At 38.6% G+C, this 13273-nt stretch carries 14 protein-coding genes and 1 pseudogene; 3 read left to right on the top strand and 12 right to left on the bottom strand.

Features of this window, described 5'->3' with window-relative positions; genetic code table 11:
• Positions 1-287 precede the first annotated feature (287 nt).
• Genes DS031_RS16975 through DS031_RS16955 form a run of 5 tightly spaced genes read right to left on the bottom strand, consistent with a single transcriptional unit; the run spans position 288 to position 4860 of the window.
• Complete coding sequence (locus DS031_RS16975) at positions 288-482, bottom strand: hypothetical protein (protein WP_113807259.1); 195 nt, start codon at positions 480-482, stop codon at positions 288-290.
• Complete coding sequence (locus DS031_RS16970; RefSeq protein WP_113807258.1) at positions 475-1005, bottom strand: Rieske 2Fe-2S domain-containing protein; 531 nt, start codon at positions 1003-1005, stop codon at positions 475-477. The genes DS031_RS16975 and DS031_RS16970 overlap by 8 nt, the downstream gene beginning before the upstream one ends.
• Before the next feature lie 12 nt (positions 1006-1017).
• Positions 1018-1560, bottom strand: a complete 543-nt coding sequence (locus DS031_RS16965) for a 4Fe-4S dicluster domain-containing protein (RefSeq protein WP_113807257.1) — start codon at positions 1558-1560, stop codon at positions 1018-1020.
• Positions 1561-1588: 28 nt separating this feature from the next.
• Positions 1589-3712, bottom strand: a complete 2124-nt coding sequence (fdhF, locus tag DS031_RS16960) for a formate dehydrogenase subunit alpha (RefSeq protein ID WP_113807256.1) — start codon at positions 3710-3712, stop codon at positions 1589-1591.
• Positions 3713-3732: 20 nt separating this feature from the next.
• Complete coding sequence (locus DS031_RS16955; protein WP_113807255.1) at positions 3733-4860, bottom strand: respiratory nitrate reductase subunit gamma; 1128 nt, start codon at positions 4858-4860, stop codon at positions 3733-3735.
• Between the two features lie 223 nt (positions 4861-5083).
• On the opposite strand from DS031_RS16955, the gene DS031_RS16950 reads away from it, so the two are divergent.
• Complete coding sequence (locus DS031_RS16950; RefSeq protein ID WP_425451984.1) at positions 5084-5845, top strand: Mrp/NBP35 family ATP-binding protein; 762 nt, start codon at positions 5084-5086, stop codon at positions 5843-5845.
• A gap of 137 nt (positions 5846-5982) precedes the next feature.
• Here the strand turns inward: DS031_RS16950 and DS031_RS16945 are convergent, their stop codons facing one another.
• From DS031_RS16945 to DS031_RS23375, 3 genes are all read right to left on the bottom strand, one after another.
• Positions 5983-6345: a group I truncated hemoglobin gene (locus tag DS031_RS16945; protein WP_113807253.1), complete on the bottom strand. Its 363-nt coding sequence runs from the start codon at positions 6343-6345 to the stop codon at positions 5983-5985.
• A 64-nt stretch (positions 6346-6409) separates the two neighbouring features.
• A complete protein-coding gene (locus DS031_RS16940) occupies positions 6410-6922 on the bottom strand; it encodes a Crp/Fnr family transcriptional regulator (RefSeq protein WP_181833206.1) in 513 nt (170 codons plus the stop codon).
• A complete protein-coding gene (locus DS031_RS23375; RefSeq protein ID WP_142675790.1) occupies positions 6885-7121 on the bottom strand; it encodes a cyclic nucleotide-binding domain-containing protein in 237 nt (78 codons plus the stop codon). Before DS031_RS23375 ends, DS031_RS16940 begins: the two co-directional genes overlap by 38 nt.
• A 236-nt stretch (positions 7122-7357) precedes the next feature.
• On the opposite strand from DS031_RS23375, the gene DS031_RS16935 reads away from it, so the two are divergent.
• The gene (locus DS031_RS16935) at positions 7358-9097 is read left to right on the top strand and encodes a sensor domain-containing protein (protein WP_113807251.1); all 1740 of its coding nucleotides are present in this window, start codon (positions 7358-7360) and stop codon (positions 9095-9097) included.
• Positions 9098-9297: 200 nt separating this feature from the next.
• On the top strand, positions 9298-9780 hold the full coding sequence (locus DS031_RS16930) for a DUF2798 domain-containing protein (RefSeq protein ID WP_113807250.1): 483 nt from the start codon (positions 9298-9300) through the stop codon (positions 9778-9780).
• A gap of 136 nt (positions 9781-9916) precedes the next feature.
• On the opposite strand, the gene DS031_RS16925 is transcribed toward DS031_RS16930, so the two are convergent.
• The 4 genes and pseudogenes from DS031_RS16925 to DS031_RS16910 form a co-directional block, all read right to left on the bottom strand.
• Positions 9917-10123, bottom strand: a complete 207-nt coding sequence (locus DS031_RS16925; RefSeq protein WP_113807249.1) for a cysteine-rich CWC family protein — start codon at positions 10121-10123, stop codon at positions 9917-9919.
• A gap of 524 nt (positions 10124-10647) precedes the next feature.
• A complete protein-coding gene (locus tag DS031_RS16920) occupies positions 10648-11838 on the bottom strand; it encodes an RNA-guided endonuclease InsQ/TnpB family protein (RefSeq protein WP_113807248.1) in 1191 nt (396 codons plus the stop codon).
• Positions 11839-11951: 113 nt separating this feature from the next.
• Entirely contained in the window at positions 11952-12194 is a 243-nt protein-coding gene (locus tag DS031_RS16915; protein ID WP_113807247.1) for a transcription initiation factor TFIIIB, read from the bottom strand.
• A gap of 138 nt (positions 12195-12332) precedes the next feature.
• Positions 12333-13265 (bottom strand): annotated as a pseudogene (locus DS031_RS16910) (glycoside hydrolase family 1 protein); the annotation flags it as partial.
• Positions 13266-13273 lie beyond the last annotated feature (8 nt).

The following is a 13273-nucleotide window of genomic DNA, read 5'->3' as shown; positions in this document are numbered from 1 at the left end:
TCTTTCTCTTCTTCCACAATATCTTTTACTTCTTTTACATGAAGGTTTGTCTCTTTCAATTTTACTGCTCCTTTCATTTCAACCGTTTCTTTTAATCTGAATTTTAAGAATATTTAAATCTATTATAACATTTGAAATAAATATAGTCACTGTTAAAAATTTCTAAAAAAAGGCTAACTCCTTAGGGTCTGACCTTCTCCATTTCATACAACATATATCGATTTTTCATAAAGCAAAATCGATATGTGTGTTGAGAAGAAACTGACCCTATGCTTTGAGTTAACCTCTTATTTCTTATATTCAAGCTTCCACCATCTTATTAATGCAAGAAGTGTGACAGCGACAGAAATACAGCCTAAAATCGTATTTCGAAACACCTGCTCATACTCGAGTCCATAATACGCTTCAACAGTTTGCTGAAGCAGGACAACATTGACGGCTAATGTGAAAAAAATAATCGTCCAGCACATTTTTTTACCCATGGCGAATCTTCCTTCCGACTGCGTACACTTTTCCGTTACTTACTTCAAGCTCAATCATTGGCAGTTCACGCTGCGGCGGTCCTGCCATCGGCTGGCCGCTGTTCACATTAAAGTAGCCTTTATGACATGGACAAAGCAGAACATTTTCTTCTTTTTCATAAAATACTGGACATTGCAGATGTGTACATTTATTGTTATAAGCTTTTAACTCACCGTCTTTCGTATGAACGAGAAGCGCTGGTTCAGCTTCAGTTGGATACGTAAAATTAAATGATTCTCCTTTTGGAACATCAGAAAGATTTGCGATAAATACTTTTTCAACGTCTTCATTTAAATTTAACATTGCTTTTACTGAAAAAGGAAGTGTTGCCAGCCCAAGCGCCATTGACGCGCCTGCGGCTGTTTTTAAAAACGTTCTGCGGTTATATTTTAAATCATCATCACGATTCAAATTATCTACGAGATTAATCATATCATCGTTTGTATCTTTTTGATTGCGGCCAAGCTTTTTTCGCTCTGTCATCATGCTCTCCCCCTAGTCTGTATAAACTCCGAAAAACTCCGGGACGTACTGCCATTTATCTTGCTCTGTCGGCTTTTTCCCTTCGACTAAATTCATCTGTGTTCGTTTTCTTCTTAGTGCCTGCATTTCTTCAAAATCAATAAATCGAATCGCGTCACTTGGACAAACTGATGCACACATTGGCGCAATATCATGCTTTGAGCGGTCATAGCACATATCGCATTTATACATTTTGTTTTCTTCAAAATCAAACTTTGGAATCCCAAACGGACAGCCAAACGTACAATTGCGGCAGCCGATGCATTTTTCTTCCATTGCTGATAAGACGACGCCCTCTTCGGTAATTTGAATCGCATTTGCCGGACAAACACGCGCACAAGCCGGGTCCTTACACTGCATGCACAGCATTGGATACGTTTGTCTTGATTCTACAAAATCAACATATTCAACATAATTTCGTTCCTTCGCGTCATGTCCGCCGCACTCTCTGCAGGCAGCCTGACAAGCACGGCAGCCGATACAGCGTTCAAACTCAAGATACATAATTTTATTCATCAGTTTTCCTCCTCAAAATAATGAATGCTTATAATTTTTCAATTTTTACTGCGCACACTTTAAATTCAGGCATCCGCGATACCGGATCAAGACATGGATTTGTCAACTGATTCACAGCAAGCTCTTTTCCCCAATGATACGGAACAAAGACAGTATCTTTTCGAATCGCTTTTGTAAGACGTACATCTAATGTCATTTGTGAGCGAGATGTTGTTAATTTTACTTTTTCTCCGTTACTTAAGTTATATTGACTCGCAAGCTCCGGATGTATTTCCACATACGGCAGCGGACACTGCTCCATTAAAAAGTCAATTCGGCGTGTTTGATTTCCAGATAAATAATGAAACACAACGCGTCCTGTTGTTAAAAGATGCGGATATTCTTTTGTCGGCGTTTCTCCTGCCGGCTTCCAATCGACAACGGCAAGATTTGCTTTTCCGTCTGGTGTTTCAAATTTTTCTTTAAACATTGTCGGTGTTCCTGGATGATCAACTGATGGACAAGGCCAAAACACACCGTCTTCTTTTTCAATTCGTTCATACGTAATGCCTGAATAATCGGCTTTACCGCCTTTTGAAGCGATTCTCAACTCTTCAAAAATTTCTTTCGGATTGTGGTACTGAAAATGCTCACCTTTCCCCATTCTTTTTGCAATCTCGCTCATAATCTCCCAATCGGTTTTTGATTCACCAAGCGGCTCTTTTACTTTACGAATCCGAATGACACGCCCTTCTAAATTCGTTGTTGTTCCTTCATCCTCCGCCCACGTTGCAGCTGGGAGCACAACATCGGCAAACTCTGCTGTTTCGGATAAGAAAAAATCACTAACAACCATAAAATCAAGCTTTCTAAAGCCTTCCCAAATGTATTCTGTATTTGGTGCTGATACGGCTGGATTACTGCAAATTACATGCATCGCGCGAATATTGCCTTTTTGAATTTCATCAAACATTTCATAAGCAGATACACCAGGCTCTGGCATTTCTTTCGGATCAATGCCCCACACTTTTGAAATATATTCCACCGCTTTTGGGTCTGTTAGTTTACGGTATCCAGGTAATAAATCTGATTTCTGACCGTGCTCGCGTCCTCCTTGACCATTCCCCTGTCCTGTAAATGTAGCAACACCTGAAGCAAATTTACCAATTTGACCGCGTAGAAGTGCCATTGAACTGTAAAGCGTCACATTGTCAACGCCTTTTGATTGCTGCTCAACGCCGCGGGCGAACATCATAACAGAGCGCGGTGATCTCCCGTAAATGTGAGCAGCTTTGATAATCTTTTCAACCGCAATACCGGTAATTTCAGACGTATATTCGGGTGTAAATTTTTTCACCATATCTTTTAGTTCTTCATAGTTATTGCAGCGCTCACTGACATACGCTTCATCAACATAGCCTTCTTTTATAATGAGATGCATCATTCCGTTTGCAAGCGCTGAATCGGTACCAGGCTTTAAATCAAGGTGCACATCAGCAATACGAGCTGTTGGTGTTTCCCTTGGGTCAGCAACAATAAGTTTTGCGCCTTTATCCTTTGCCCGCCAAAACCATTGAATACTTGTTGGATGGCATTCCGCTGTATTTGTCCCCGCCATAAAGAAGCAGTCGCTATGCTCAAGCTCCGGCCACGGCAGTGTTGAACCGCGGTCGATCCCAAATGTTTTAATAAATCCTCCTGCCGCAGAGCTCATACAGAAGCGTCCGTTATAATCAAGATAGCGAGTACCGAGTGCAACACGTGCATATTTGCCAACGAGATAGCATTTTTCAGTTGTCATCGATACACCGCCAAAAACAGATAGCGTATCTTTTCCATATTTTTTCTGCAACCCTTTAAAATTCTTTTCAATTAAGTCGAGTGCTTCATCCCAGCTTGCTTCTACAAATTTTCCGTTCTTCTTAATCAATGGACGTGTAATTCGGTCTTTATGGTCAATTTGCTGATAAGCGGTAACCCCTTTGGGACACATTTTCCCCATCGTTACCGGCCAATCATAACGAGGTTCAACTCCCATTACTTTTCCTGTTTTTTTATGAACACGAATATGCATTCCACACTGCATTCCGCAGTAGCTGCAGTGGGTTGTAATTAGTTTTTCATCTTTATGCTGCAGGTTTTTTACACCTGGTTTTACGACAAACTCTGCCATGATTGTTCCTCCTCTATTCACTACTTTTTCTCATAAAACTGTTCTGAGCGCTTTTTACCAAATCCAGATAAATGAATGTCGTTCATCGTTTGAATCGGTCCATATGGATTTCCTTTTGGTCCTTCTAAATTCATCTGCTTCATCACACGAATACGGCGGCGGCATGCTGGGCAGTAATCGGCTAAATAGGTTCCGTCAGCAAGCTTTAAATCAAACTGCTGCACATGAAGAATCGCCTTTACATCATCAATTTGATCGTCACTGCTGTACACAGTACTGCACTTTTTGCAGGCTCTCGTATCAATTTTTAACTGCTCTTGATAGTTTAGCGGTACCGCAGTTGTTAACGGACGAATCGGTAAGTGGAACAGTTTTCCGAATGGGAAATAAATAAGCATGACTACAACAGTGATTTGATGGATCAATGTTAAATAATGGTGCATAAATCCATCTAAAAGCGTGTATGAAATCGTTAAAACAAGGCCTGTCACCGTAACAGCTAACAATAAGTAAAGCGGAAATAAATCAAATTCTGCCCGCTGTGTTACTTTTAAATCCTTGTCGTTAATACGGCGGTACAGCGCCATAATCACACCCACTAACACCATCATTCCGGTAATATTTAACCCGTTGTAAATCAGTTCAGCAAGTATCCCGTGTGCAGCCATCTTTAACGTCGGCACACCCATCACCACAATTTGATACGTATGTGGATCGACTAAATCAAAGTGCATCCAGCCAAACGTTAATCCGAATGTAATCGCAAAAGAGCCAATACAGCCCCAAGAAATCATAAAGTGCATCACTCCGCGATAAATCCCGCGTCGAAAAATAAACTTTTGCAAAATAATGTTATCAAAAGCAGTTTTTAAAATGGAACGAATATTTCGCTCTTTACGCTCTCTCGTTTTTAAATTTTTAAAGCTTCGTTTGATGACCTCATGTGTTGCTGGTCTGATCAGCCATGAACACATCCGAATTGTAATGCCGATCGCAAAAATAAACGATGAGATCATATAACCTAACAGCGCCATATCAATATGCTTAAATCCGCTCGTACCAATCCACATTGAAAAAAATAAAATTAATACAACAAAAAATGCGTACATGCTGGTCTTTGAATAAAATGATCTTTCCAGCTGCTTCACTTCTTCCCCACTCCTTTAATCCCTCACATTTGCTTATTCACTTACATTTTAATGAGGTTTTACATTGCTGACTGTGAAGTTCGTCACACCTTGGAGGAAACTTCTTCTTTCATAAAACGCGTTAACAAAACTGTCAATTTTTTAAAGCATATCGTGTGAGGTTTATCACATACAGCTTTCTTTCTGTTTTCTACAATAAATACATGAACGAAAATTAAGGAGCGTGGATCATTTGTTAAAAGGAACGATTATTGCCGTAACAAGTGGAAAGGGCGGGGTTGGCAAATCAACGGTTGCAGCAAACCTTGCCCTTTCTTTAGCAGAGCAGGGAAAGCGGGTCGCATTAATTGATCTTGATATTTATGGGTTCAGCATTCCAAAGCTGTTAAACATTACATCTCGTCCGAAAACGATAAATGGAAAAATCATTCCTGTCGGGGCACACGGATTAAGCGTGATGTCGATGGGGTTTTTAGTAAAAGAAAATGAACCAATTGTATGGCGCGGACCGATGCTCGGTAAAATGCTCGAGCACTTTTTTAATGATGTGATCTGGGGGGAATTAGATTATACGATTTTAGACTTACCGCCAGGAACAGGGGATGTTGCCTTAGATATGCATCAAATGCTTCCGCAATGTAAAGAGATCATCGTCACAACGCCTCATGAAGCGGCAGCCCATGTCGCAGAACGTGCCGGCACAATGGCCATTAAAACAAAGCACGAAATTTTAGGGGTTGTTGAAAACATGGCTTATTTCCAGCCTCCAGAAAGCGAAAAAAAATACTATTTATTCGGAAAAGGCGGGGGCCAAAAACTTGCGCACACACTCGGTACAGAAGTGCTCGCATCACTTCCGCTTGAAATTCCAAATGAAGACGGAGAAACACCTTCAATTTATAAGGAAAGTTCAACATTAAACACTCACTACATGACATTGGCAGAAAAAGTTGCTGAATTAACCAATACAGCCTCTCTTCTATAAAATACGAAACGATCACCCCTTTTGAGCTGCTGTTCACTCTCAAGGGGATTTTTATCGCAGCTGCAGGAAAACACAGGTACCAGCTTCTTATCAATTCCACAAGAAGCTGGTACCTGTTAAAGCTGGATTTCTTCCTATTATTTATACAACACATCATCTTTTAACTCGCTAATACTTGCCAGCACCATATTTACATCCGCTTCGTCAACACCAAAGTGAAGAAGTGCTTCTTTTAAATGCTGTGCAATCGCTTGAAAATGTTCAGGTTGAATGTTCATTCCTTCATGAGCTTTTGCCATTGATTTACCGCTGTACTGATTTGGTCCGCCTAACGCAAAACTAATAAATTTTGTTTGGTGTTTTCGCTGCTTCTCCATGTCCGTCTCTTGAAAAAAACGGTTTACAGTGTCATCTGTCAGTACTAATTCGTAAAAATAATCAACAACTTTTGCAATTGCCTCTTCTCGGCCGAATTTTTCATATAATGTTTCGTTTGACATTACAAATCCCTCCTTGTATGTTATAGTCATCATTAGCCTTTTTACTTTGATTTATTCAAGCATCTTACAATCGACAAAGAGACTTTGGACAATCTTCACAATGACAAATCTTTTTTAAAGACTCCACATCCAAAATGACCATCGATTTTTCATCAAATGTTAAAATGTTGTCTCTTTTATATTGACTCAGCATGCGGTTCACGGTTTCCCGACTTGAGCCGATCAAGTCCGCAATTTCTGTATTTGTAAATCGTTTTTTAATATAAAGGTTATTACCTTCTCTTTTTCCATACATGTTTGCGATGCGAATTAATGTCGAAGCAAGTGCTCCCTGCTTTCCTAATAACGTAAGGTCTCTAAGCTTTGTTTGAAGATGTTGATACATCAAGCCAATCCATTTTATAAATTCTAAAGCCATGCTTCCTTCCACTCTCATAAACTGTTCCAATTCGCGGCGGTTGATAATACCTAACGTGCAATTTTCGAGAGCTTTTGAAGTAAACATCGTTGTTTTTCTTTCAAAGCATTCACCAAATAAATCACCAGGATGAAAATAATGAATCGATAATTTTTCCACCATCCATATTTTTACAAACATCAACCACGCCATCGATTACATAATAAAGCTGGTCACACGAATCTCCTTCTAAATATAAATAATGATCTCGCTCTACTTTTTTGATTGACATCATGTTTTCAAGTTTTCGCAAATTCCCCTCTGAAAATTGGAACGTGTTCGGTACAGAAGGTTTATTTATTACTAGGGAACCTTTCACGCTTAATCCCCCTTTCATTTTTTTCCATTTCCTGTTCACACTCTTATCTTACAGGAGTGAGTCAGTTTTTATTATAAGGGAATTCCCTTATTTTCGTTTCGCAGTTCCCTTACCTTTTATTACTTATGAAAACTGATAAACAAAGTGTGAAGAATATCACAGTCATTAAAAAACCGTTCGTTTAAAATGATGTTAAAAGTCAAACAGTATCTACATTTTTCAAGGGGACGGGATAGATGACAAATAAACAAATCGAAAAAAAATTAAACAAAACATTAAAAAAGCTAGAAGATATTGAATTTGCATTAAATGAATCTTCCATCGTCGCCATTACTGAGAAGAAAGGCATTATAAACTATGTAAATAAAAAATTTTGTGACATTTCAAAGTACAAAGAAGAAGAACTGATTGGACAAGATCATAAAATTGTAAATGCCGGTTATCATTCAAAAGCATTTTTTAAACAAATGTGGCAAACGATCGGAAGCGGAAACGTATGGAAAGGAGAAATTAAAAACAAAGCAAAAGACGGCAGCTTTTATTGGGTTGATACAACAATTGTACCCTTTCTAGACGGACACGGAAAACCGTATCAATATGTATCGATTCGAAATGACATTACAAAAAAGAAAGCGATGGAAGAAGAAATTAAGCAGATGGCCTATTATGATTCGTTAACAGAACTGCCGAATCGCAATTTTTTAAATAAACATTTACAAACCGTTATTGGAAACAAAAAGCCAGCAGCCATTATGTTTTTAGATTTAGATCGCTTTAAAGTGATTAACGATACGATGGGACATATTGCGGGAGATCTGTTGTTAAAACAGACAGCAGTTCGCTTAAAAGAAATTCTTCCGAGCAGTGCCTTTATCTCACGTACAGGCGGTGATGAGTTTGTTGTCATACTAGAAGATATTCGTAGTGAAAATGATGCCGCAAAAATAGCCGAGCACATTATTACAAGTTTAGAAGCTCCATTTCTTATTAATGAAGAAACGTTTTTTATTTCAACCAGCATTGGAATTAGTTTATATGAACCTCATCATCTAACTACTGAAAGCTTGCCGGTCGAAAAAGTCATCGAGAGTGAAATTAGAAAAGCAGACATCGCCATGTATTATGCAAAAGAATTAGGCGGCGGTACGTATCAGTTAAATACGCCTCTGTTAAATGAAAAAGTTTCACGAAAAATGACGCTTGAAACACAATTAAACCGAGCTTTACAGAATGATGAATTTACCCTTCATTATCAGCCGCAGTTCGATTTACATACAGACAGCATTACAGGGGTAGAAGCATTATTAAGGTGGCATCATCCTCAATTTGGACTGATTTCCCCAAATGAATTTATCCCAATTTTAGAAGAAACAGGTCTCATTGTTTCTGTTGGCAGATGGGTGATTGAAACGGCTTGTACACAAATGAAGCAGTGGCAAAAAGAAGGCGTGCCAATCCAGCACGCTGCCGTCAATGTGTCTGCCAAACAATTTAAAAATGTGCACTTTGCAAAAGAAGTGATACAAATTTTGCGCAAAGTTGAGCTCAACCCAGCTTGCCTTGAATTAGAAATTACCGAAAGCATGATACAAAATGTAAAAGAAACAAAAATAATCCTCCAAGCCTTAAAAGATTTCGGAGTTCGAACGTCTATTGATGATTTTGGCACAGGTTATTCGTCATTAAGTTATTTGCAGCATTTACCGATTGACTGCTTAAAAATTGATAAATCGTTTATTTACGAGATGTCAAAAGGTGAAGAAATTATGGTAAAGACAATTATTAATATGGGAAAAAGCTTACAGTTTAACATCGTTGCGGAAGGAATTGAAAACGAGGAGCAGCTGTCCTTATTACAGCAATACGGCTGCCATTATGGACAAGGCTATTTCTATAGTAAACCACTGGCTCCCGAGCAATTAAAAACATTTTTAGAGGAAAACCGAATTCCAGCCTTACAAACTTTAAATGATTAATGAAAAAACAGGAACGATTACTCGTTCCTGCCCTCACCCGCTGCAAATGGACTCGTTATTGTATTAAAGATCTCAATAGTTGAATAAGAACTTCCTCAAGAATTCTGATCCTAAAATAAAAGTTCACAAAAATGTCACTTATGTAAAATTTTTTAGGCATATATAATTACATTATTCTCTAAAGGAAAGGATGTTTTTAATTGCCTAGTAATAAAAAAGAAGGCATTATTTTCGGAATTTTTATGTGTTTTGGAATGGTTCTTATTATGTCAATTTACAACACAGCTTTGCACGGATTTTCAGCATTTACAGTAGGGAGTGCAGTCATTCAATTTATCATAACACTTATTATCGCCTTTATCGCAGAGTCATTAGTTGAACCGAAAGCTCGTAAATTGGCATTATCACTGCCTTATGATAAATCGAAAGAAAGAAACTTTATTGTAGCGATTGCCTTTTGTATGGTCCCTATAATGGTCCTTATTATGTCAGTATACGGACTTATTTTAACAGCTTTAATGATAGGAATTGAAGGTTCAATTTTCACAGCGTACCTTAAAATAGTTGGTCTAAACTTTATCGTGGCGCTTCCATCTCAATTACTAATTGTTGGACCAATCTCACGTAAACTATTAGCTAAATACATTAAACCTTTGACACAAAAACCTGAATTAAACATTTAAAAACAAGCAAGCTATTTTTGGTAGCTTGCTTGTTATAGTTTTCCTTTCTTCTATGTCCAAATAAATTGTATTAAAGGAAAAGGATCCGTTTATCAAAAATTTTTTCTTCTATTATATAAATATATCGTATCGTTCACTATTTATTGTTATTGATTTTCTTTTCTGCTTTATACATAATCAAACAGTTTTTACATATACAATGCTTTCTTCTGCTTTCTACCGGAACTAATTCAAAGATTTCTTTAGGAAATGTTTCTAAATCACACCAGCAATGTCCATGCTCTCCGGCACCTGTCCTACACTCGTTGTCTTTTCCGCATAAAGGACAATATTTATTAGCCAATTAACCCCCTCCTTACTCATTCAACCTATAAATAAGACGTTCTTTTTCAATAGTAGGGATATCACCATATTGTTCTTTATTTATCAATGCACCTCTTATAATATATGTCATCCATTAATAATAAAATATGTGCAGCATAATGAAAATAAAGTAAACCATATTTTCATTTAGAAAATATGGTTCACTGCTGCTTGATCCTATTCTAATTTCAATCAATTGAACTGTTTTTCAACTAACAAAATACCTCTTTATCGTGTACCCATGAACCTCCCCTCCCTACCGCTTCGCGCTTGAGGAAGGGGTTTCCTGTTTGAAGTTCCCAAGTCCAAAAGCCGTCCCCGCTGGAACAAGTGTCATCAACACTGCCTTTGTGCTTGGAACCAAACATCCCTTTTGAGGATAGTGGTCTTCTCGTTTCGTGTCTCCCGACAGAAAACTGCCACCGTAGGCAACTTGCGCGTTTCACAACGAACAAGGGGCGGTTCTGCCCGTCTACTACTTCCTTTCAGCAGAAAAAGGTCTTCTTAAGCTGAAGATGCAGGTTGTAGATACGTCGGTCGTACATAGATTGGATCATGAAGCGGATAATCGATCATCTTCCCATACAGCTGTTTGGTGAGTATGTTCCTTGCGCCATGAAGATCGCGATGTTCCTTATACCCGCATTGACACTGATACGTTCGATAACTGACTTTTTTGCGGTTTCCGCAAACGGGGCACGTTTGGGATGTAAAATGCTCGTCAACTTTTTCAATCGTGATCCCTCTTGCTTTTAGCTTATAGACAAGAAAGGTATACAACTTTCCAAAAGACCAGTTTGACAGCTTTTGATTTGTGTTTTTGCTTCTTTTCTTTTTCGTGTTTCGCTGGACCCCTTCTACGTCTCCGATTACCACATGATTGACGTCATGTTGAAGACACCAGTCTACGAACTGTTTCGTTGTTTTATGAAGCGCGTCCTTTACTTGTTCGTCACTTTTCGAGAGAACATATTTTTTAGCACGGTTGTATTTTCGCCATTGTCTGGATCCTTTTTTACAGCGGCTCATCAGCTTCTGAAGTTCTTTTAGCTTTTTATTTCGTAAACGGTGGATGCTTCTCAGATAGCGGCCGGTGATCACGAGGCTGTCACCGTTTTCGGTTACACTGGAAATGGTGTGAATTTCTCCGGGGTCGATACTTGCGGATAGGCCTTGTTGTTTAGGAGGTTCTTCCTCGGTGTGGGCTTCATACGAAAGACAAATCAACCATTTTCGGTTATAAACTAATTCGACTTCTTTCACATTTCCTGGAGGGACTTTAGGGAGTTTAAGTATTATTTTCGGCTGACGTTTGCCGTTCCATATTCCTAATGAAAGGGTGATTCTCTTTCCTTGGAGTGTAAACGATTCTCCGACCCATTCGGAGTTGAATACAAATTTATGCTTCCAAGGATAGCGGACATTGAATCCTGCTTTTCTCGCTTTTTGGGCACCTTCTCTTGCTTGAAGGAATTTATGAGCGACAGCTTGAACCGTTTGGCTGTGAAGAGGATAGAGCCCTTTTAGTTCCTTTTGAAGATCGCTCTTGGTGATCCATCCCCCGCCGAGCCGGTAATAATAACGGGCGATTTGAACACAATCATTCCAAACAACGGCACAAAGCCGGCGGATGTCAAATAACTTTTGAATGGTAGTAGAAGAAGCAGAAAACGGGACTTTCATTGTGCGATACATGATTTTCACCTCCGTACTTCTATTTTACTATCAAGAACAAAAGTTCGCCTATAGGAAGATTTTATTATTTTTTATTTCCAAACACCAAAACAAAAACGCCATTCATCCCCCACCTAAAATTCCATTGAATTTTTGAGGAAGGGGACTTCTGGCTGAATTTCGTTAAATTTCTCCGGCTTTTTTACATAACTTTCGATGATAAATCCACATTCTGTGCAGATAATATACTCAACATCTGAACCGAAGCTCATCACCTTATTAACTGGCACCATCACTGCATATCCAGAATGTTTGCCTTTTCCTAATTCTTTTCCACCACATTTTGGACATTCTGTTACTTTTGTAGAACCATTCACTTGAAGACCTCCCGCACCCGTTTTATAATAAATACGATTTCTAAAGAATAAAGTTTCATCTTTATTTCCGAAGGAGAGGTCTTTAAATCATTGGTGTGATTGTAAAGCAAATTTGATTTTATAACTGTTCTATAATCTTTATAGCTTTTCCCCATTTGTCGCAATAACATCTTTATACCAGAAAAAGGACTTTTTCTTTTTTCGTTCTAATGTGCCGCTGCCATCGTCATGTTTATCAACATAAATGTAGCCATAGCGTTTTGAGAACTCACCTGATGACGCACTTACTAAATCAATACAGCCCCAACTTGTATAGCCCATTAATTCCACCCCATCTTCAATCGCTTCACCTATTGCTTGAATATGGCTACGAAGAAAGGCAATTCGATAATCATCATTGATTGAACCGTCTTCTTCTACTTTGTCATACGCTCCTAATCCATTTTCGACAACGAACAGAGGAACTTCGTAGCGATCATACAATTGATTTAAGCTGATGCGCAGTCCGACCGGGTCAATTTCCCAGCCCCAATCGCTTACCTGTAAGAACGGGTTTTTCACTCCGCCGATCAGATTTCCTTCTGAACTTTCTACTTCTGTTTTCTCTGTTTTCTCTTTTTTCTCTGTTCGCGACATATAATAGCTAAAGCCGATATAATCAACAGTGCCTTCCTTTATTAATTCGAGGTCACCGTCTTGGATTTCTAATTCAATGTTATGTTCCTTGAAATAACGCTTAATAAAAGCAGGATATTCGCCTCTCACCTGCACATCTGCGCAAAAATAGTTAAACATACGTTCTTCCTAGAGCGCATACATCACATTTTCCGGATTGGAATCATACGAGTAAACCGGCGCATATAAAATCATGCAGCCAATTTTCGCATCAGGAATAATTTTGTGACACGCTTTTACTGCAATAGCGCTCGCTAAAAATTGATGGTGAAAAGCTTGGAATGTCGGCTCGTATTTGTCTTCTTTCTTTTGGATCGCGAAACCAAGACCTTGAATCGGCATAATAAAGCCGCTGTTAATTTCATTAAATGTCATCCAATATTTCACTTTGTTTTTTTAAAAAA

It is taken from the genome of Bacillus taeanensis (genome assembly GCF_003318295.1).
Lineage (GTDB): Bacteria > Bacillota > Bacilli > Bacillales > UBA6769 > Maribacillus > Maribacillus taeanensis.
Note: the sequence above shows the minus strand (reverse complement) of the source record. Positions and strands in the feature narration are given on the sequence as shown.